25 protein-coding genes are annotated in these 21,248 nt (G+C 32.1%); 9 read left to right on the plus strand and 16 right to left on the minus strand.

The window, feature by feature from the left end:
* Positions 1 to 63: 63 nt before the first annotated feature.
* From WPG_RS14635 to bshA, 9 genes are all read left to right on the plus strand, one after another.
* A complete protein-coding gene (locus WPG_RS14635) occupies positions 64 to 1,182 on the plus strand; it encodes an N-acetylmuramoyl-L-alanine amidase (RefSeq protein WP_045474039.1) in 1,119 nt (372 codons plus the stop codon).
* Positions 1,183 to 1,236: 54 nt separating this feature from the next.
* A complete protein-coding gene (locus tag WPG_RS14640) occupies positions 1,237 to 2,178 on the plus strand; it encodes an MlaD family protein (RefSeq protein ID WP_045474041.1) in 942 nt (313 codons plus the stop codon).
* A gap of 12 nt (positions 2,179 to 2,190) precedes the next feature.
* A complete protein-coding gene (locus WPG_RS14645; protein ID WP_045474043.1) occupies positions 2,191 to 3,507 on the plus strand; it encodes a (Fe-S)-binding protein in 1,317 nt (438 codons plus the stop codon).
* Positions 3,497 to 3,676, plus strand: a complete 180-nt coding sequence (locus tag WPG_RS14650) for a hypothetical protein (protein WP_045474045.1) — start codon at positions 3,497 to 3,499, stop codon at positions 3,674 to 3,676. The genes WPG_RS14645 and WPG_RS14650 overlap by 11 nt, the downstream gene beginning before the upstream one ends.
* A gap of 5 nt (positions 3,677 to 3,681) precedes the next feature.
* Positions 3,682 to 4,464, plus strand: coding sequence for a (Fe-S)-binding protein (locus WPG_RS14655; protein WP_045474047.1), 783 nt, complete (start codon positions 3,682 to 3,684; stop codon positions 4,462 to 4,464).
* Positions 4,465 to 4,491: 27 nt separating this feature from the next.
* Positions 4,492 to 4,974, plus strand: coding sequence for a hypothetical protein (locus WPG_RS14660; protein ID WP_045474049.1), 483 nt, complete (start codon positions 4,492 to 4,494; stop codon positions 4,972 to 4,974).
* Positions 4,975 to 5,093: 119 nt separating this feature from the next.
* Positions 5,094 to 6,317, plus strand: coding sequence for a phosphoserine phosphatase SerB (serB, locus tag WPG_RS14665; RefSeq protein ID WP_045474051.1), 1,224 nt, complete (start codon positions 5,094 to 5,096; stop codon positions 6,315 to 6,317).
* A 123-nt stretch (positions 6,318 to 6,440) separates the two neighbouring features.
* The gene (locus WPG_RS14670) at positions 6,441 to 9,401 is read left to right on the plus strand and encodes a glycoside hydrolase family 3 N-terminal domain-containing protein (RefSeq protein ID WP_045474053.1); all 2,961 of its coding nucleotides are present in this window, start codon (positions 6,441 to 6,443) and stop codon (positions 9,399 to 9,401) included.
* A gap of 165 nt (positions 9,402 to 9,566) precedes the next feature.
* On the plus strand, positions 9,567 to 10,706 hold the full coding sequence (bshA, locus tag WPG_RS14675; protein ID WP_045474055.1) for an N-acetyl-alpha-D-glucosaminyl L-malate synthase BshA: 1,140 nt from the start codon (positions 9,567 to 9,569) through the stop codon (positions 10,704 to 10,706).
* Here the strand turns inward: bshA and WPG_RS14680 are convergent.
* The 16 genes from WPG_RS14680 to WPG_RS14745 form a co-directional block, all read right to left on the minus strand.
* Complete coding sequence (locus tag WPG_RS14680) at positions 10,699 to 11,049, minus strand: hypothetical protein (RefSeq protein WP_045474057.1); 351 nt, start codon at positions 11,047 to 11,049, stop codon at positions 10,699 to 10,701. The genes bshA and WPG_RS14680 overlap by 8 nt on opposite strands.
* Before the next feature lie 32 nt (positions 11,050 to 11,081).
* Entirely contained in the window at positions 11,082 to 11,669 is a 588-nt protein-coding gene (locus tag WPG_RS14685) for an SDR family NAD(P)-dependent oxidoreductase (protein ID WP_231850200.1), read from the minus strand.
* 6 nt (positions 11,670 to 11,675) lie between these two features.
* A complete protein-coding gene (locus tag WPG_RS18690) occupies positions 11,676 to 11,849 on the minus strand; it encodes a hypothetical protein (RefSeq protein ID WP_231850201.1) in 174 nt (57 codons plus the stop codon).
* A gap of 94 nt (positions 11,850 to 11,943) precedes the next feature.
* Complete coding sequence (locus WPG_RS14690; protein WP_045474059.1) at positions 11,944 to 12,708, minus strand: class I SAM-dependent methyltransferase; 765 nt, start codon at positions 12,706 to 12,708, stop codon at positions 11,944 to 11,946.
* Between the two features lie 38 nt (positions 12,709 to 12,746).
* On the minus strand, positions 12,747 to 13,283 hold the full coding sequence (locus WPG_RS14695; RefSeq protein WP_084221597.1) for a VOC family protein: 537 nt from the start codon (positions 13,281 to 13,283) through the stop codon (positions 12,747 to 12,749).
* A 7-nt stretch (positions 13,284 to 13,290) separates the two neighbouring features.
* Entirely contained in the window at positions 13,291 to 13,686 is a 396-nt protein-coding gene (locus tag WPG_RS14700) for a VOC family protein (protein ID WP_045474061.1), read from the minus strand.
* 28 nt (positions 13,687 to 13,714) lie between these two features.
* Positions 13,715 to 14,119: a helix-turn-helix domain-containing protein gene (locus tag WPG_RS14705; protein WP_052471291.1), complete on the minus strand. Its 405-nt coding sequence runs from the start codon at positions 14,117 to 14,119 to the stop codon at positions 13,715 to 13,717.
* Between the two features lie 181 nt (positions 14,120 to 14,300).
* Positions 14,301 to 14,513, minus strand: coding sequence for a hypothetical protein (locus WPG_RS18430; protein ID WP_197539922.1), 213 nt, complete (start codon positions 14,511 to 14,513; stop codon positions 14,301 to 14,303).
* A gap of 192 nt (positions 14,514 to 14,705) precedes the next feature.
* Positions 14,706 to 15,185 carry a hypothetical protein gene (locus tag WPG_RS18435; protein WP_197539923.1) on the minus strand — a complete coding sequence of 160 codons (480 nt, stop codon included), beginning with the start codon at positions 15,183 to 15,185 and terminating at the stop codon, positions 14,706 to 14,708.
* Positions 15,186 to 15,317: 132 nt separating this feature from the next.
* Positions 15,318 to 15,818, minus strand: coding sequence for a hypothetical protein (locus WPG_RS14715; protein WP_144374490.1), 501 nt, complete (start codon positions 15,816 to 15,818; stop codon positions 15,318 to 15,320).
* 422 nt (positions 15,819 to 16,240) lie between these two features.
* Entirely contained in the window at positions 16,241 to 16,639 is a 399-nt protein-coding gene (locus tag WPG_RS14720; RefSeq protein WP_045474065.1) for a hypothetical protein, read from the minus strand.
* Between the two features lie 10 nt (positions 16,640 to 16,649).
* Positions 16,650 to 17,240: a hypothetical protein gene (locus tag WPG_RS14725; protein ID WP_045474067.1), complete on the minus strand. Its 591-nt coding sequence runs from the start codon at positions 17,238 to 17,240 to the stop codon at positions 16,650 to 16,652.
* Positions 17,230 to 17,700 carry an RNA polymerase sigma factor gene (locus WPG_RS14730; RefSeq protein WP_045474069.1) on the minus strand — a complete coding sequence of 157 codons (471 nt, stop codon included), beginning with the start codon at positions 17,698 to 17,700 and terminating at the stop codon, positions 17,230 to 17,232. The genes WPG_RS14725 and WPG_RS14730 overlap by 11 nt, the downstream gene beginning before the upstream one ends.
* Entirely contained in the window at positions 17,700 to 18,629 is a 930-nt protein-coding gene (locus WPG_RS14735; RefSeq protein WP_045475632.1) for an alpha/beta fold hydrolase, read from the minus strand. The genes WPG_RS14730 and WPG_RS14735 overlap by 1 nt, the downstream gene beginning before the upstream one ends.
* A gap of 108 nt (positions 18,630 to 18,737) precedes the next feature.
* On the minus strand, positions 18,738 to 19,919 hold the full coding sequence (locus WPG_RS14740; protein ID WP_045472232.1) for an integrase core domain-containing protein: 1,182 nt from the start codon (positions 19,917 to 19,919) through the stop codon (positions 18,738 to 18,740).
* Positions 19,920 to 20,351: 432 nt separating this feature from the next.
* Positions 20,352 to 21,146 carry a DUF3050 domain-containing protein gene (locus WPG_RS14745; protein WP_045474071.1) on the minus strand — a complete coding sequence of 265 codons (795 nt, stop codon included), beginning with the start codon at positions 21,144 to 21,146 and terminating at the stop codon, positions 20,352 to 20,354.
* Positions 21,147 to 21,248: the final 102 nt, after the last annotated feature.

Genomic DNA, 21,248 nt, shown 5'->3' on the forward strand with positions numbered 1-21,248 from the left:
AAAAATACTGTTTAACTAATAAAGGCTTGTAATAATGTGAGCTTATAAATCGTTAAATTAAATATGCAAACGAAGTCTAAATATATAATAGTATGCTTGTTAGTTACATTTATAACTACTTTAACATCTTATGGAACTTTATATGCACAAGATGATAACTTTGTTGTGGTTTTAGATGCTGGTCATGGAGGTAAAGATCCTGGAGCAATGAAAAATGGATATAAAGAAAAAAAGATAGCTTTAGATGTTGTTTTGAAATTGGGTAAAACTCTAGAAGAAATAGATGATATAAAAGTAATCTATACTCGTAAAACAGATAAGTTTATTGAATTATGGAGACGTGCTGATATCGCTAATAAAGCTGATGCCGATTTGTTTATTTCTATTCATTGTAATTCAGTTAATAATTCAAAACCTTTTGGAACTGAAACATGGGTGTTAGGTGAAAAAAATACAACTCGTAATTTTGAAGTTGCCAAACGTGAGAATGAAGTTATTTTTTTAGAGGACAATTATGAAGAAAACTATGAAGGTTTTAATCCTAGTTCACCTGAGTCTACTATCGCGATAGGTATTGAGCAAGAGGTATATATTGAGCAAAGTATAACTCTTGCAGGAAAGATTGAAAATAATTTTGTTAATAAAGCAAAAAGAAAAAGCCGCGGATTAAAACAGCATAGCCTTTTAGTAATTAGAAATACTTATATGCCAAGTATACTTGTTGAACTTGGTTTTATTAGTAATAAAAAGGAAGGAGCATTTTTGAATTCTAAACCGGGACAATCAAAAATGTCTAATGCACTTAAAGATGCAATTTTAGATTATAAAAAGGAACTAGATCAAAACGTAGGAACTCATATTTTAGGTGAAGATCTTGAAAGCCCATCAATAGAGGTAGAAGAACCAAAAATTATTGAAGATGTTATTTTTAAAGTACAGATTGCTGCAAGTAAAAATGATTTAGCTCCAAAATCATATAATTTCAAAGGATTATCTGATATATCTAAGAATAAAGTAGGTGATAGGTACAGGTATTACTATGGAAATACGTTAGATTATACAAAGGCACAAGAATTAAAAGAAGAAGCCAAGGCAAAAGGCTATTCAACTAGTTTTATTGTTGCTTACAAAGATGGAAAACAAATCGATGTCTCAGATGCATTGAAATCTGCGAGCAATTAGGTATATTATTCATATATTTATTCCTAATTTTGTTTATAACCAAATTGCAACACATTGAAAATTTCTCGAGAAGTTAAAACAGCTATATTAGTCCTATCTGGTATTGCTCTTTTTATATATTTATTTTCATACTTAAAAGGTGAAGACCTATTTTCTAACACACAGACTTATTATACAGAGTTTGATTATAATTCGTTAAGTCCGTCTTCTGCAGTTACCATTAGAGGTAATAAAATTGGAAAAATTGAAGATATTATATATGATTTTGAAACAGGTAAAACACGCGTTGAGTTTTCGGTTAACCCAAAATTAAAGTTTTCTAAAAACAGTAAAATACAACTATACCAAACTGGTTTAATGGGAGGCAATGCTTTGGCTATTTTAGATGCTAAAGATGGTGTTATGGCCCAACCAGGTGATTTTATTTCTTCAGATATTAAACAAAATTTAATGACTTCTCTAGAAAGTGACTTGCCAAAAGTAACTAATGATCTAGACGGAACATTGCGATCGGCTGATACTTTGGTAAATAGCTTAAATGCCTTAGTTGTTGACGAATCTAATGAAGGTTTAAAGGCTACCATTTCTGAATTAAATGGTACTTTAAAATCATTTAAAGATTTATCTTATTCAATACAAAATGTGGTTAAGAAAAATGATGAAAAAATTTCTTCTATTTTAGATAACTTCGATAAGACAAGTAAAGATTTAAGTGAATTGTCTGCCGAATTAAAAGGAGCTGGATTGTCTACTACTATCGAAGATTTAAATAAAACGCTTGTTAGTATGCAAAGTCTTTTAGTTAGTATAGATAATGGCGAAGGCACTATTGGAAAGCTACTAAAGGATGATAAGCTCTATAAAAATCTAGAAGGTGCTTCTAAAGAGATGGAGTTATTATTATTAGATATAAAACTGCATCCAGCAAGATACAGACGTATTCTATCTAAAAAAGAGATTCCTTACCAAGCACCAACTGAAGACCAAAAGAATTAGATTATTTCACTTATGGAATATTTACCAAATATTATTTTCGCCATTATTTTTATACTAGGTATTGGCTACTTTACACGAAACATCAAAAAATTGATCCGTAACATTAAATTAGGACAAGATGTTGATGCAAGTGATAACAAATCTGAACGTTGGTCTAATATGGTGCGTATTGCACTTGGCCAAAGTAAAATGGTAAAACGGCCAGTTTCTGGGTTTTTACATATCATAGTATATGTTGGTTTTATTATTATTAATATAGAAGTTCTTGAAATTATTATTGATGGTCTGTTTGGGACACATCGTATAGGAGCTGAATACTTACCTAATTCTCTTTATGGGTTTTTAATAGGTTCCTTTGAAGTCTTAGCTATTTTGGTTTTGGTATCGGTTATTGTATTCTGGATACGTAGAAATGTCATTAAGATTAAGCGCTTTCTAAGTGCGGAGATGAAAGGTTGGCCCAAAAGCGATGGTAATATCATTTTATATTTTGAAGTTGTTCTAATGTGTTTGTTTTTAGTGATGAATGCAACTGATACATCATTTCAGAGTATGGCGTCTGGAAATGTCGTTTCTCAATTTATAGCACCATGGTTTGAAGGGTTTTCGGCAGAAATGCTTCATACGTTTGAGCGTGTAGCTTGGTGGCTTCATATTGTAGGCATTCTTATATTCTTAAATTATCTATATTTTTCTAAGCATTTGCATATACTATTAGCATTTCCAAATGTGTATTTAGGTAGTGTAGAACCAAAAGGAAAATTCAATAATCTTGAGGCTGTAACAAATGAAGTAAAATTGATGATGGATCCAAATGCAGATCCATTTGCGGCACCTGCAGAAGGAGCTGAAGATGAAGTGCCTGCGAAGTTTGGTGCTAGTGATGTTATGGATTTAAATCAAATTCAACTACTTAATTCATACACGTGTACAGAATGTGGTCGTTGTACGTCTGCTTGTCCTGCAAATCTTACTGGTAAGAAATTATCACCTCGAAAGATTATGATGGACACAAGAGATCGTTTAGAGGAAGTTGGTAAAAATATTGATGCTAATAATGGGGAGTTTAAAGACGATGGAAAACAACTTCTTGGTGATTATATTACTAACGAAGAGTTATGGGCTTGTACAACCTGTAATGCCTGTGTAGAAGAATGTCCTGTGAGTATTAATCCATTATCTATAATATTAGAAATGCGTCGTTATTTAGTGATGGAGCAAAGTGCTGCACCTATGGAACTGAATAATATGATGACCAATATAGAAAACAATGGTGCTCCTTGGCCTTACAATCAAATGGACCGTTTAAATTGGAAAGATGAGCACTAGAAAAATAGTAATAATTGTAGGAGTAATTCTAATGATTCTCGGTTCTGTGTTAATGGGATTATTAAGAGACTATAAATATGGTCACCTAATTGCAGGCTTAGTTATTGGTGCTGATGGAGGGAGTCTATCAGTTTTATTTGCACCTAAAAAAGACGAGCCTAAAAATTAATAGAAATGAGTGAGCAACTTAAAGTGCCAACTATGGCAGAGTTTATGGCAGAAGGCAAACAACCAGAAATTTTATTTTGGGTTGGTTCTGCTGGTAGCTATGATGATAGAGCTAAGAAAATAACAAAGGCTTTTGTTAAGATTTTAAATAAGGCAAATGTAGATTTTGCAGTATTAGGAACTGAAGAAAGTAATACTGGAGATGTTGCAAAACGTGCTGGTAATGAATTCTTATTTCAGATGCAAGCTGTTATGAATATTGAAGTGCTCAATGCTTACGAAGTAAAGCGCATTGTTACGTGTGACCCGCATTCGTTTAATTGCATAAAGAATGAGTATCCTAGTCTAGGTGGTAATTATGATGTTATTCACCATACTGAATATATAGAAGAGTTGATGAAAGAAGGACGCTTAGCAGTAGAGGGTAATACCTATAAAGGAAAGCGAATCACATTTCATGACCCTTGTTATTTAGGTAGAGCTAATAGTGTTTATGACGCACCAAGGGATGTTCTTAAAAGGACCAATGCAACTTTAGTTGAAATGAAACGACATAAAGGAACTGCATTATGTTGTGGTGCAGGTGGTGCACAAATGTTTAAGGATGCAGAACCAGGAAATAAGGAAATCAATGTACTTAGAACTGAAGATGCTATAGAAACAAAACCAGAAATTATTGCTACTGGTTGTCCATACTGTAATACAATGATGACAGATGGTGTAAAATTCAAAGAAAAAGAAAGTGAAATTAAAGTAATGGATATTGCTGAATTAATTGCAAATGCATAATTCTACAACCAATCCTAAGTCAATTTTATGTTAGTAGATTTCGATACATTACCTGAAGAATCTCGTGTTTGGATATACCAAGCTAACCGTTCGTTTTCAGAATCAGAGTTAACAGAGCTTTCAGAAAAACTAAACGTGTTCATTGAAGCATGGACAGCACATGGTAAAGATTTACAAGCAGGCTATAAGGTTGTTTATAAAAGATTTATAGTGATTGCTTTAAATCAAAACTTGAATACTGCTACTGGTTGTTCAATTGATGCTTCGGTTCACTTTATACAAGAATTAGAGAGTTATTATAACGTCGATTTAATGGATAAAATGAATGTGTCTTACAAGCAAGGTGAATTCATTGCATATAAATCTTTAGTAGATTTTAAAAAGATGGCTAAAGATAAAGCAGTTTCTAGAAAGACGATAGTTTTTAATAATTTGGTTACAAATATTGCAGAATTTAAAGATAACTGGGAAGTGCCAGCCAGTGAAAGTTGGCATAGTCGTTTTCTTTAATAGCGTTTTCGCATTACATATTTTTTAGTGTTTTTAGGATATTATTGTAAAATTCGCATCTTCATTCACTTTCATATATCAATTAGAATATTCATTTTTACAGCTATAAATTAATTAGTTTGGCTACAGACATTTTCTTATTAAATATTTCAGGACAAGATAAGCCTGGATTAACTTCTGGTTTAACAAGTGTATTAGCACAATATGGTGCTAAAGTTCTAGATATTGGTCAAGCTAATATCCATGATACCTTATCTCTAGGTATATTGTTTGAGATTGCATCTGGTGAAGAATCATCAGCAGTTCAAAAGGATTTGTTGTTTAAAGCTTATGAACTCGGAATAAAAGCAAAATTTAAGCCCATAACACATGAGGATTACGAAAAATGGGTAAACCTTCAAGGGAAGGATCGTTATATCATTACCATTCTTGGTGAAAAACTAGCTGCAGAACAAATTTCTGAAGTTACTAAAGTGATATCTGAAAAAAACTTAAATATAGATTCTATTAAGCGACTTACTGGTCGTATATCTCTAGTTAAAACAGAAGACTATCCTAGAGCCTCTATACAGTTATCAATTAGAGGTAAGATTGATGATAAGTCAGATTTCACAAGTAAAATGATGGAGATATCAAGAGAGTTAGATGTAGATATTGCGTTTCAAGAAGATAATATATTTAGACGAAATAGACGTTTAGTTTGTTTTGATATGGATTCAACTTTAATTCAAACAGAAGTTATAGACGAATTAGCAGAGTTGGCTGGAGTTGGTGAGGAGGTTAAAGCAATTACTGAATCTGCAATGCAAGGTGAAATTGATTTTAATGAAAGCTTTAAAAGACGTATGAATCTTTTAAAAGGTCTGAAAGAAGATGTTTTGCAAGAAGTTGCAGAACGATTACCAATTACCAAAGGTGCTAGAAGACTTATAGACACTCTGCATAATTACGGATTTAAAACCGCAATACTATCTGGAGGTTTTACATATTTTGGTCATTATTTACAAAAGAAATTGGATATCGACTACGTCTATGCCAATCAGTTGGAAATTAAAGACGGCGCCTTAACAGGTGGTTACATTGGCGAGATTGTAGATGGTAATAAAAAGGCTGAATACCTCAAAGAAATTGCAGAAAAAGAAAGTATTGATATTGGCCAAACTATTGCAGTAGGAGATGGGGCTAATGATTTACAAATGCTTAATCTTGCTGGTTTAGGAATTGCTTTTCATGCCAAACCAAAAGTGAAAGATAATGCACAAAGTTCTATCTCTAGTATTGGATTAGATGGTGTATTGTATTTATTAGGGTATCACGACCGTCATATCGATTTACTCGAATAACTTCACTAAGACTGTTAATTACCTAGTTTATAAAAGTATACTAAAGTCTTTTGACTTCTTATTAATTATGCTATTTTGGCATAGTATTCGTTAATTAACCTATAAACGAAAAAAATATAGTATATGCGTTATTTGTCCCCTATCCTTATATGCGTCTTTGTTCAATTTAGTATTGCTCAAGAGGTCGTTGATCATCCCTTAATTTCAGAAGATTCTGTTGCCCAAAAAAAATGGGTTGATAGTTTGTATAATTCCATGTCTGTAGAAGAACGTGTAGGTCAACTATATATGGTGCAAGTAATGTCTGAGAATAGTAGTAAGGTCAATGATGCTATTGCAATTAATCTTATTAAAAAACAGCATATAGGTGGAATTATTTATTCTAATGGAGGACCATACAGACAAGCAAAATTAAATAATACACTACAATCGGTTTCTAAGATTCCGTTATTAATTGGTATGGATGCTGAATGGGGTTTAAGTATGCGTTTAGACTCCACTTATGCTTTTCCGTGGAATATGACACTTGGTGCTATTTCAGACAACAAACTTGTTGAACAAGTAGGTAAGCATATTGGGGAACACTGTAAACGTTTAGGTGTACATTTCAATTTTGCACCAGTTGTGGATATTAATACAAATCCAAAAAACCCAATCATTGGTAATCGTTCTTTTGGGGAAGATAGAGATAATGTTACCGAAAAAGGGTTAGCATTTATGAAAGGGATGCAAGGAGCTGGAACATTGGCAAATGCAAAGCATTTTCCAGGTCATGGTGATACTGAAGCTGATTCTCATAAAACTTTACCAACCGTTTCGTTTAGTGAACAGCGTATAGATTCTATTGAGCTTTATCCCTATAAAAAGCTTATTGATGAAGGATTATCTAGTGTTATGATTGCTCATTTAAATGTACCAAGTTTAGAAGCCAGAAGAGGATTTCCTTCTTCTTTATCTAGGCATATAGTGACAGATATACTAAAAGAACGTCTAGGTTTTAAAGGATTAATTTTTACAGATGCACTTACGATGAAAGGTGCTGCAGATTATATAGAAAAAAGTGTTGACGGTATCACACCTAATACTTTAAACAAAGGTGGTGAAATTGATTTAATGGCTTTTCTGGCTGGTAATGATGTTATGTTAATGTCTGAAAATCCTAAAAAAGGAATTAAGAAACTAATTGAGGCTTATGATAAAGGCGTAATTACTGAAGACCGTTTGGCACATTCTGTAAAGAAAATATTAATGGCTAAATATAAAGTTGGTTTAAACAATTACTCGCCAATTGGCATTTCTAATTTAGGAAAAGAACTCAATAGGCTAGAGGATGACTTATTGTATGAAAACTTAATGGAAAGTGCCATTACAGTTGTAAAAAATACAAATTCATTATTACCGTTAAGAGATTTAGAAACGAAAAAAATAGCTTATGTATCTCTAGGTGATTCTGAAGGCTCACCATTTTTCAATGAGTTAAAAAAATATACTAAAGTCCATCAGATAAAAGCAAATCAATTAGATGGTGTAATTTCAAAGCTTCAAAATTACAATACTGTAGTTGTTGGGTTTCATAAATCTAATGACAACCCATGGAAAGGCTATAAATTCTCTCAGAAAGAAATGGCATGGCTTTATGAAATTGCTAGAACTAATACAGTTATTTTAGATGTATTTGCTAGACCTTATGCCTTAAATGATCTATTGTCTATTGAAAATATTGAAGGCATTATAATGAGTTATCAGAATAGTGAAATAGCACAAGAGAAATCAGCCCAACTTATTTTTGGTGCCATAGGAGCAAAAGGAAAATTACCAGTTAGTACAGGCGAGTTTTTTGCTGTTGGAACAGGTGAAACTTATAATGCTATTTCAAGTTTAAGTTATGGTTTACCAGAACGCGTAGGTATGGATTCTGAGAAACTTAGTAAAATTGATTCTATCGCTAATCATGCGGTTAAAAATAGAATGACACCGGGTATTCAGTTATTAGTTGCTCGAAAAGGAAAAGTAATTTACAATAAAAACTTTGGTTATCATACATACTCAAAAAAGAACAAAGTAGATTTTGATGACATGTATGATGTAGCATCATTGACAAAAATTTTAGCCACCATTCCTATTGTGATGGAGCTAGAGCAACAAGGTTCAATAGGTCTCAATTCTAAATTGGGCAATTTAGTGCCAGAATGGAAGAATTCAAACAAAAAGAATGTTACGTTAAAAAAAATGTTGTCACATTACGCACAATTACGACCTTGGATTCCGTTCTACTATGCAACTTTAGACTCAATAACTAAAAAGCCAGACCCTAAATACTACAGATCTAAGCGACAAAAAGGATTTAATATTGAAGTTACGAATACATTGTTTTTGCGCAATGATTATAAAGACTCTATACAAGATATTATAAAGGAAAGTGAATTACTATCAAGATTGCGATACCGTTACAGCGATTTGCCTTATTATATTCTTAAAGATTATCTAGAAGGTTTTTATAATAAATCCTTACATGAGATAACTCAGGATCGATTTTATAAATCACTTGGGGCTAATTATACAACGTATAACCCTAGAAAAAATTTCAGCCTGAAAGATATTGTACCAACTGAAGTTGATAATTATTTCCGTTACAAAAAAGTACATGGTTATGTACATGATATGGGTGCTGCAATGCAAGGTGGTATTGGTGGTCATGCAGGGGTTTTTAGTAATGCTAATGATGTTGCTAAGATTATGCAGATGTACTTACAAAAAGGGTTTTATGGTGGTAGACGTTATTTTAAAAATGAAACTATAGATAAGTTCACTAAATGTCATTATTGCCATGCTGATAATAGACGTGGTGTTGGCTTTGATAAACCTCAATTAGGAGAAGAAGGACCAACTTGTGGCTGTTTGTCTATGACAAGCTTTGGACATTCTGGCTTTACAGGAACTTACGCTTGGGCAGATCCTGAAGAAGAAATTCTCTATATCTTTTTAGCTAATAGAACGTATCCTGAAGCAGGTAAAAATCTATTACTTCGCGAAAACATTCGAACTGAAATTCAGCGTTTAATTTACGAGGCAATTATTGATTAAACTTATTGCCGAAAGTTGTAAGTTAAAAAGTACTTAAAGTCTTAGTCCATTTTAATAAAACCCATAACTTTATAAATTCATAAATCTTTGTAAGTCTCATAAATAATTTGGGACTTTACTGTGACTGATTTTAATCAATTTAAACTTTTGAATTCATAACCATTTATGAAAATAGGAATAGTTTGTTACCCAACTTTTGGAGGTAGTGGAGTAGTAGCCACAGAATTAGGTTTAGAGCTTTCTAAGCGTGGTCATCAGATTCACTTTATAACCTATAATCAGCCTGTACGTTTAGAGTTACTGAGTAACAATGTTCATTTTCACGAAGTACATGTACCAGAATATCCTCTATTTCAATATCAGCCATATGAATTAGCCTTGTCTAGTAAATTGGTAGATATGGTAAAACTTCATGGTATTCAACTTTTGCATGTGCATTATGCTATTCCACATGCTTATGCAGCTTATATGGCACAGCAAATGCTTTTAGATGAAGGAATTCTTGTTCCTATAGTTACGACCTTGCATGGTACAGATATTACGTTAGTTGGTAGTCATCCTTTTTATAAACCAGCTGTTACATTTAGTATCAACAAGTCCGACGCAGTAACTTCAGTATCAGCAAGTTTAAAGGAAGATACGATGCGCCTTTTTGATATTAAAAAAGATATACATGTGGTTCCGAATTTTATTGATTTAGAGAAGCATCTTCATAATTTTACAGATTGTCAACGTGAAATGATGGCAGATGATGATGAACGTATTGTTACGCACATTAGTAACATGCGTGAAGTGAAACAAATACCAGATGTCATTAAAATCTTTTATAATATTCAAAAAGAATTACCTGCAAAATTAATGATGGTTGGTGAAGGTCCAGAAAAAGAAGGTGCAGAACAAATGGTTGAAGAACTAGGGATTTCAGATCGCGTAATATTCTTTGGTAATAGTAATGAAATTGATAGAATTTTGTGCTTTAGTGATTTATTTTTGTTGCCATCTCAAACAGAAAGTTTTGGTTTAGCTGCATTAGAAGCTATGGCAAGTAGTGTACCAGTTATATCTACTAATACAGGAGGATTAGCAGAGGTAAATGAAGATGGTTTTTCAGGTTATTTAAGTGATGTAAATGCTGTTGAAGATATGTCCAAAAATGCTATTAGAATTTTGTCTGACTTAATTATATTAAATAAATTTAAAGCAAATGCTAAAGCCCAATCTCAAAAATTTGATTTACGTAATATTGTGCCGAAGTATGAAGCGATTTATGAGGAAACATTAAAGCAGTTTTTGGTAGCTAATTAGACCAAACAGCATATCGTTCTCTTCGCAATTCTAAAGTAATTATTTTTTCTGCAATCAGTGCTTCTTCTCTCGTAAAGAAAGGGTCAATATGATTATAAAGACTTGGGCGCAAATACAATCCGTATTTTTCTACAATATTAGATGAAATTTTATGCCCTTTTTTATTTCTATAACCTGTTTTATGCTGCTCAAAACGTTCCTTAGGCGTTTTACTTGTCATACCAACATAGAGGCACTCTAATACTCCATTAAACTGTGGATTTGCATTTCTGAATTTTTCATCTTCAGTATATACACGTTTAGATAATTCTATAACATAAATACGATATAGTGTTTTTGCCATATTTTGAATTAGTAGCTATGGGATTGACGAGATTACATGTTATAGACACCTCCATTGATATCTAGCGTAGCTCCAGTAAAAAATCCATCATATTCTGATGCTAGATACAAAACTGCACGTGCCACATCATCCGCATTGCCTGCGCGCTGTATAGGAATACCAGCTGTTGTTGCATCAGCAGATTCTTTTGTAGTATGTGTGTCGTGAAATGAAGTTCCAAGTATAAGGCCAGGTGCTACAGCATTAACCCTTGTACCTTGAGGTCCAAATTCTGTTGATAGTGCTCTTGTATAAGTTAAAATAGCACCTTTACTTGTTGCATAAGCTAAAGAACCTGGATGACCACCTTTTCGCCCAGCAAGTGATGCTAAATTTACAATACTACTATTGCTATTTTTTGCTAAATGTGCAGATGCAGCTCTTGTCACAAACATCATCGATGTGAGGTTAATATCCATTACCTTGTTCCAAAAATCAGTCTTCATTTCACTTAGCATTTTTCTTGCGACTAGTGAACCTGCATTATTGATTAATATGTCTAATCCACCTAATGCTTCCATGGTTTTTTCTACCATAGCATTTGCATCCTCTTCTTTTGTTAAGTCACCACTTATAGACACAGCTTTTTACCCTTTACTAGTTGCGTATGCTTTCAATTCGTTTGCAGTAGTAGCACTAGAAAAATAGTGTATGGCAACGTGAGCACCACAATCAATGAAATCCTTTGTGATAGATTCTCCAATACCTTGAGCACCAGAAGTTATAAGTACATTTTTTCCAGATAATTTATTGTTTTTCATATGATTAATTATATAAGTTTTGGCTGTGGTTTATTTTTGGAGATAAAAAGAAATGCAATTTAATACTATGGGTTGTTATATTTAAGTCATGTCGTTATTGGATAAGCTTTTGACAAACAAATATCTGTTTGTCTGATTTGTCATTGAAAGGATCATCGTCAAAGCTACCAAACTTATTGATAATATTAAAGCCATTCCATTTTAAGTATGCATCTAATTCTTGGGGAAAGAAAAGTCTCATATCTAAATTTTGTATTGAATCAAACACACCATTTATATAATAATGCCATTCTATGCGATTAATCTGAGTTTTATTTTCATAGGTCATGATTTCCTTTATCAATACATTTCTTCCATCTTTGGTTGTATAATCAGCAATTTCTTTTTGTTCCTTCTCTCTTTCAATTATAAATTTAATATTAGGATTAAAGCAATCTAAAAGAAAAAGACCTTCGTTTTTAAGATGATTCTTAACAACACTTAATGCTTTAAATAAGTCTTCATTCTTGTATAGGTGGTGTATTGAGTTAAAGGGAATAAAAATTAGATCGTATTTATCAGGTAAATCTAAAGTTCTAATATCTGCTTCAATATACTTAATGTCTAATTTCTCTTCTGCAGCTTTTGCTTTTGCTTGTTCTAACATTGAAGCGGTATAATCTACACCACAAATAGCATAGCCATCTTTAGCAATAGGTAGTGTAAGTCTACCTGTGCCACAACAAAGCTCAAGTATACGTGCATCCTTATTTTTTGGAAGCCAACGCTTATAAAATTGCAAATCATTTAGATTAGTATTCATACCATCATAAATGTCTACGTCATATATTAAATCACCAACGTTATAATTAGTATTCATTTTGCCCTTAAAATCTATTAATTAAACTGCTATGTTTTCTATTTTAAATTTAATTGCCATGACACACCAAATTGGTCAACAACCCAGCCAAATCTATAGCTGAATCCATAATTATTTAATGGCATTGTTACATTACCATTTTTAGATAGTTTTGAAAATAGTTGTTCAAGTTCGTTCTCATTTACACAATCAATAAAGTTAGAAACGGCAGGTGAAAAATCCCAATCGTTAATCGGTGGACTATCACTGCACATAAATAAGCTTCCATTTAAATTAAATTTGGCTGTCATAATTTTTCCTTCCTCAACTGGACCACCTTTTTCCCATCGTTGAATGCTGATAATCTTGGAATTATCAAATAATTCGACATAAAAATCCATTGCTTTTTCCGCGTTATTATCCTGAAAAGTTAAAAAAGTTGCTATTTGTTCTTTTGTTTCTTTTTTTGATTTTTTTAGACTATCAATTTTAGTTTGTAACGCTGTTAACTCTACATTAGCATCATTATTAGCCTTATAATTAGTACAACTAAATATTAGTAGTGTTATGATAAGTATTGGTACAATTTTTCTCATAGTTTTTCTATAGAATTTCTACAATTTGAATATTATTACCACAGGTATCATTAAAAACTGCAAATTTAACAGGACCCATCGTAGTTGGCTTTACACTAAATTCAACATCTAGTTTCGTTAATCTAACGTATTCAGCATCAACATTACCAACATCAAATTGTGTGTATGGATATCCTGCTTCCATCAATGCATCCTGAAAGACCTTACATGGCTCAAAATGATTTGGCGCAGGCTCTAACAGCAATTCTGGTCCATCTTGCCATTCTGGTGAAACTAATGTTAGCCAACGATTACCAACACCTAGTGGAGAATCTTTCTTCTTAATAAATCCTAATTTTTTTGTGTAAAAATTTAAAGCTTTCTCTTGGTCTCTAACGGGAATACTAATTAGTGTTACTTTCATCCTAGATTAATTTATTCTTTTTCAAAGTTCAGAATTCTGATTTTAATGTACTTCTTGAAAGTTGCTTTTTTTGAAACTCTGATGGTGATTTACCTGTTTTAGTTTTAAATAAAGTGCTAAATGAACCTATACTTTCAAATCCAACAGCATAAAAGGTTTCAGTGACCGACATACCATTTTTAAGTTGTTCTTTTGATTTAGAGATTCTTTTATCTATTAAATATTGTCTAGGTGTAAGACCATAGTATTTTTTGAATAGTCGTAACATATGATATTTAGAAACAAATCGAATACGAGATAAATAATTTAAATTAAGGTCATTTTCATAGTTGTTATCTATATAGTTTTTAATACTAATGACAGTCTCTAATTGCTCTTGTTTTGAATACACAATTGCATTAATCTTTTTAAGCTTTTTTTCGTAAAGTGTCATTTTATTTAAGTTATAACAACTGACAAATTTTGGGTTAGGTGTTTGTGTATGAATTTGTTGGCTGATTATGCACTAAAGTTAGCACACAAATCGTAGATAGAAAATTCTATCAAAATTTTCGTAAGCTATAAGTAATCAAAAAGATAATTATATGCCTTGTTGTAATTAGAACAATTTACTTCTAAAGATATTTTTGCAAATTTTTTATAAAATAATCTGCACTAAAAGCGGCACTTTTTATTGAGCTTTCGGTATAATTCCCTCCTTGTTCGATATAAAAATATTCTAATCCAGATTTTTCAGGACTTGGTAATATTTTATTATAGTCTATTGAGCCATTTCCTAACTCAGTATAGTCACGAGAATCTTTGTGCATATCTTTAATATGCCACATTACAAATCTTCCTGGATACTTATTTATTCAGGCAGTAGGTGTTGTTTTACCTTCATGTGCAATCCAATACATATCTAATTGTAATTTAACCAAATCAGAATCAGTCTCGTTGGTTATAATTTCGTAACCTGAAGCTCCTTGAGAATTGTCAAATTCATAACCTTGATTATGATAGGCAAAGCCTAATCCAGCCTAATTGATTTGCTCACCCATTAGGTTCAGTTTTTTACTAAGCTTCTTAAAACCGTCTATATTTCTATCTTCAGGTGCTATCCATGGCCATACTATGTATTTGCTTTTCATGGTTAAAGCACCTTGAATACATTGGTCTACATATTTAGAAAGTTCGTCTAATGGTTTATTAAAATAATTAGCAAAAGGGTAATGACCGCTAGTTATACTTAGGTTGAGATCATTAAGAATATTTTTGAATTCGGAAGTTTTATATCCATAATAAGTCCCGTATTCGGCTTTAAATCCATAATGCTCAAAGTGTTGGTAACCCATTTTTTTTAGAATTTTTAATGTTGCAACAGGATCATTTGCCATTTCATCTCGGATTGAAAATAGCTGGTAGCCAAGCTTAAATCTTGAGGAATGAAATCTATTTAAACAAGAATAAGGTAATACACTAATTGCGCTTAAAGCGACACTTGCTTTCAAAAATTCCATTCGATTCACATAACAATAATTTTTTGAGTTCACTTAGGAGGTTAGTAAGGTATAACGAGCAACTAATTTAGTAATTACAGATCAAATAGAAAATCTGCGAGAACTTGTAATGAACTATAAACGGTGTTGTGGTTAGTTTTTTATTCGTTTAAATTGATAATTGCTAATTCCTCCATAATCTCCAGCAAAAAAAAGAAACCAAGCTCCATTTTTATATCCACGAGTCAAATTCAGATTTCCGTTTTCATTATTCCCAACAATAGTTTTCCTTTCTCTATGAAAGTACAAAGCCGGAATAGGAATTAAAACTAACTTTTTATTTATTGAGAAATAATTGTCAACTATTTTACCTTTAAACTCCATACTCTTTATAATCAAACTACTTTCGATTAAGCTTACTTTTAATTCCGTTTCGGACATAAGTTCGAATTGAACAAATGAGTTTTCAGTAACTAATGTGGTATCTCCTTTAATTGATTTGTTATCAGCTAGTAAGTTCCAAAGTCCGATTCTTTCATTATTTTCAATATGATTTTGATAAACTCCGTTTATTTTTTCAGTAGAAAATTCAGTCGTTTTATTTTTACTTTCAGCAATCAATTTCTTTGTTGAAAAGCAACTCGTGAGTGTCAAAAAAGTTGTCAGAAATATGAATTTTAATATTTTCAGGATATTTGTTTTAAATTAACCACAACGCCCACTGTGTATGGCGCAGTGAGGCGCGCCTCACGGAAAGCCATTGTTGCGCCTGATTAGCTATACACGCTATTGTGTGTAGTATCGTTCGGAGTTCTCGTAGACTCGACTAAATATACATAAAATTGGCGAGGTGCGACAAACAGTGGGCGTTGGTATGTAATTAGTAGAAGGGCAGCGTTTGGAAAACGCGATTCTACGTGCCGTAGGCAATTACATACCAACGTGTTTGTACATGGTTTGTTGTGTGTTTTAAGCACCTAATTTAGCAAATAAAAACCGAATAGAAAATCCGTAAGGATTTTCGTAAGTAGGCTAGAACTAGCAATAAATTATATACGTTGTTGGCAATAGTTTTTTTATTTTTTCTTTTTCGTTTTAGTAGGATTTGTTCTAAAGATATAGACAAAAAGAATCGCAAAAATCACATATACCAGAGTTAGCGAAATAACTATTTCTAAATGCGTCTTGATATTAGAAACAACTTTAACTAGTGTAATTGCTCCAACGCAAAAATGCATTAGGTTTCCAAATGCAATTGGTTTATTATAAATCCCACCAATAAGCGTTTCTTTTGCCATCCAATTTAAAATTCCAAACCCCAAGTATAATGCACTCATTATTTTCAAAAAGAGTATTGTAATAATATTAGACTCAACATTTAGATACCCAGCTATTTCATTTGGTAAAAATGAAAAAAGAATTCCAATAACTCCATAGAATAAGGCGCTTGAAGTCATTACTATTTTTGTATTCATAATCTTATTTTTAACTAGTTAATTGTTCGTTTAAATCTTTTAATTGAGCGATTAGCTGATTCAATTTAGTCTGTTGTTTCTTGATTATTTTTGGCCTAAAGTAGAAGGCATTTATTGCGATCCAAAATAGGACGATACCGTATGAAAAAATAGCCCATGGCAATGTCATTCTAATGATATACTCATACATATAAAGACCTAGTCCCAAAGAAAGTAAAATGAAGTAGCCATTCAGTAGAGTTGTTTGTTGAAACCGTTGCTTTTCTTTTAGTAATATTAATTGTTTTAGCTGAGCTTTAGTATCTAGCTCAAGGCTCTGATTTAATAAGAGCGGCGCTAATGTATTGTGAAAGGCCAGGTATACCAACATAGCTATTATACATAATACAATTCCAAGTTTTGTGGTCAAAAACTCAGGTTGATAATAGAACCAAACAAAACTTATAAAAATGCAAGTTGCGAGCAATGCAAGATTGGCCGCAATCAGTTTAAATCGGGCCTTCCTTTTATACTCATTGGCTTTTTTTATTATTTCTTTGGGTGCTGGGGTTTCAATTTTCTTCTTATTCCAGTACTTTTTAAAGTCTATATTATCTGTCATGATGCTGGAATTTTTTGGTTAACTTTCCTTTTATACGGTGTATTTTCACTCTAACGTTACTTTCTGATAGGCCAACAATTTTTGCTATTTCTTTCTGTTTCAAATCTTCCAGTTCTAATGATATTATGATACGTTCAATTTCAGGAAGTTCGGAAATACATTGATATAAAAACTGTACTTCTGGTTCTTTGTCTATGGATACTTCTTCAGCCATTCTCATTGGTAATTCAGATTTCGGCATTTTTTTATCTTTTCTAATTTGTCCTAGGCACGTATTTACTGCAATTCGAAATATCCAAGTCCCTATGGAAGATTCATTTCGGAATTTGGGCAGTTGCTGCCAAACTTTTATAAACGTTTCTTGAGCTAAGTCTTTGGCAATGTCAGAATCATTCATGTATCCTATGCACTGACGATATACCTTTGGCCAATAAGTTTCATGAATTTCTTCAAATTTCATTACTTGATCCAAGTTGTTAAAGCTGATATAAATTGATCTTGTTGATCAATAAAAACGTTGTGAGAACAGTTGTCTATATACTTAAAATTATTTAAGGGTATTATTTTTTTAAGTTTCATTATTTGTTCTTCTGAGTATAGACCATCTTCAGTACCGTAGAGTCCAAAAACTCGAGTTTTATTTTCTAGGATACTTTTTAAGTTTTGTGTTAGATCTATTGAAGTGTAATTCTCATTTTTCCAAAATCCTTTTGGTGCTTCGTAGGTCATTGTAGCTCCATCATTTACAAATGTGGGACTTGTTTTCAATTTTGTGTAAATCGTTATAGCTTCTTCAGATGGTGCTTTTGGAGTATAAAAACCATTCTGCATTGCATATCCAAAACTATATGAACTATATTCTAAGGATTTTTTATCCATTTTCTCAAGCATTTTAATGTACTTTAAATTGGTGCTGTCTTTATTTTTCTCGTATATATTTTTGGACTTTTTTATGATAGTGAGAAAAGTTTCTTGCATAGATATTGGTGCTGCTACCAATATTAGAGATTTTGTTTTATTTGGATATTTCTCTGCGTAAAGAGTTCCAACCACTCCTCCAAAGCTATGTCCCATAAGGGTAGCATCTTTTAAATTGAAGTTTGTATATATGGAGTCCAAATCATCAAACGTTTCTTGAAATGTAAATTTTGCGTTTTTATCAGAGGATCGACCCTCTCCACGTCGATCATAAACAATAACAAAAAATCCGTTTTCGCTAAGTTCTTTGGCCGTTGCTAATTCAAAACCTATTGAATTATATCCAGGACCGCCATGAAGATAAATAATTGGTTCATTGTTTGGGTTACCATATGCTTTGGAATAGATTGATTGAGAACTAACTGAGATTGTGGTTAATATAAATACAAATAATGTTATTGTTTTTTTCATTTTGTTTCCTTTATTTTTCATTTAGATACAAAGAATGTCAAAATGTTACAAATTATTTTTTTTAATGTTCGTTAAGGGACATCGTTTACACAAGTTAAAGATTAGGGTTTACCCTAAATTAGTTTCTAACCTTGTTGATTGTTCCTTCTTTCTTAATTGTTTTTCATTAAAGTACCCTAAAAGTACATTTCTATAAAATACTTTCCAAATTCCATTACCAAGCTCTTCAATTGCTACATATTTACCTTTAAGCGCAGCAGTTAAATATACCCAATAATATGATTTCCATCTTATGGCTCCATTTTTAGTTACCTTAAGAACTTTATATGTTGCATCGTAATCAAAATGAGGTATTCTTTCTGTAAAAGCTCTTGTAGAAAAGTCATGTATATCTGCAGGTGTTTTCATGTTTAAAGCTTCATGTGGTCTTACATGATTATATTCTTTTACAAAGTGATTTAATCTTCTTTGTTGTGCTTTTAAATCATATGCTGAAGGTTTAGCACAAGCGGCTTTTAAATCTCTATGCATACATTCGTATCTTCCGTTTTGTTCTGGGTGAGCAGGGTCAGAAAATACAGGGCTAATTCCAAGCTCAATAAACCAATAGGAAAGTTGTGTAAAACGTTGGATAGCTCTTACCGAACCAAATGGACTACCATTGTCTGTGTGTATTTGTTTAGGGACTCCATATTTCCTAAAAACCTTTGTAAACTCTGCTTTGGCAGACTTTAGATTTTCTTTATAATGTCCTTTAGCAGTAAATAGAAATCTGCTTTTAGAGTCTGCAATAGTTAGTGGGTGGCAGTATATTTTATTGCCCATTAAAAACTTTCCTTTATAGTCAGCACTCCATACTTCGTTACAGTTTTTAGGATCAAAAATAGGGTATACTGGTTTGATTCTTCTCATCCTTTTTTTAGCACATACTAAACCGTTTTTCTTAAGAATATTATGGACCGTAACCACAGATGGGATTTGTTTTTCTGTAAATTCTTTAAACAATAATATTCTTATTTTTTTTGCTCCCCAACGAGGATATTTTTCTTTTAGCTTTAAGATACCTTCTACGATATTTAGAGGTGTTGCATTAGGATGCTTTGAAGGGGCTCTAGAGTGTTCTCTAAGACCTTCATAACCTTGATTTTCGAACCTATTAATTAACTTATAAGCAGTAGGACGAGAGATTTCAAAGTTTTTGCATAATTCTGTAATGGTATACTTGCCTGTTCTCCATTCACAGATAAATTCAATTTTTTGTTCCATAGTTGTCGTTTCTTTCCAAGGCATAATTTCCGATTTTAATCAGAAATTTAGTCTTTAAAAAGTGTAAACGATGTCCCTTTAACTTTGTAAACGATGTCTCTTTACCATACCAAATTACATACCAACGCCCACTGTGTATGGCGTAGTGAGGCGCGCCTCACGGAAAGCTATTGTTGCGCCTGATTAGCTATACACGCTGTTGTGTGTAGTATCGTTCGGAGTTCTCGTAGACTCGACTAAATATACATAAAATTAGCGAGGTGCGACAAACAGTGGGCGTTGGTATGTAATTAGTAGAAGGGCAGCGTTTGGAAAACGCGATTCTACGTGCCGTAGGCAATTACATACCAACGGTTTTGTGTATGATTAGTTGCGTGTTTGAGCAACTAATTTAGCAAACATTCACGAACAAGAGGAATTTCCAAAGGAAATTCCGAGTAGACCTGAACCAAGTAATTAATTATACACGGTGTTATATGCAGGCTTTTTATTCTGTATTAAATCAGATATAGCATTCCAAAGTTCAATTCGTTTTTCTAATGATTGTTTCGCTACATTTAGTGTTTCATCCCATTTTTGTTTATCATCTTTACATAATTCAGAAATCATCATAAGAGATAAAGGACCGTGTTCATCTCCGTCAAGTTCAATATGTCGTTCGAGATAGTAATTTATTTTACTATATAATTTTTTTTCAGAATCTGAATTTTTAAGAATTTCGATAAACATATCTGGAATAAGGTCTTCTCTCCCAAATGTAAATGCAGAGGCTACGAGGTGCGGCTTATTTGTTTCAACAATCGAAAATGTGAATTTAACAAAATCAGCTACTCTGTTATCGACATTAACTTGACTAAAACAGTAGTCAACTGAATATCCCAATTCAATAAGCTTAATAAAATCATTGATTTCATTCGTATTTCCATTTACTTGGAACATTGCATCTAAATACATCTCAAAATGACTCTTTGGTTCTCCTAATTCATTAATGTCACTTTCCTCGCCGTGAACAATTTCATTTATAAATCTTGATATTTTTGGGTTTTTTGGCGGTGTCCAAGGTGTTTGAACTTTAGTAAGGTTTATTTGAAGATTTTTTAAAAGAGACATAAAATCCCATACTGCAAATATGTGATTTTCCATAAAAATTTTTACGTCATTAATGTTATGTAAATTTTCATAAAGTTTATGATTTTTCAATTCATTTCTTAATTCAGAAATCTCATTTTCTATATACTCTATTTTATTCATTTTTTAATTTATCTATTAACTGTAAATGGTGTATATCGCAAATTTAATGCTATAAAATGAAAATGTATTTAATCATAAATAAATATAATAAATGATTAAATA

The organism is Winogradskyella sp. PG-2 (genome assembly GCF_000828715.1).
In the GTDB taxonomy this organism is placed as follows: Bacteria; Bacteroidota; Bacteroidia; order Flavobacteriales; family Flavobacteriaceae; genus Winogradskyella.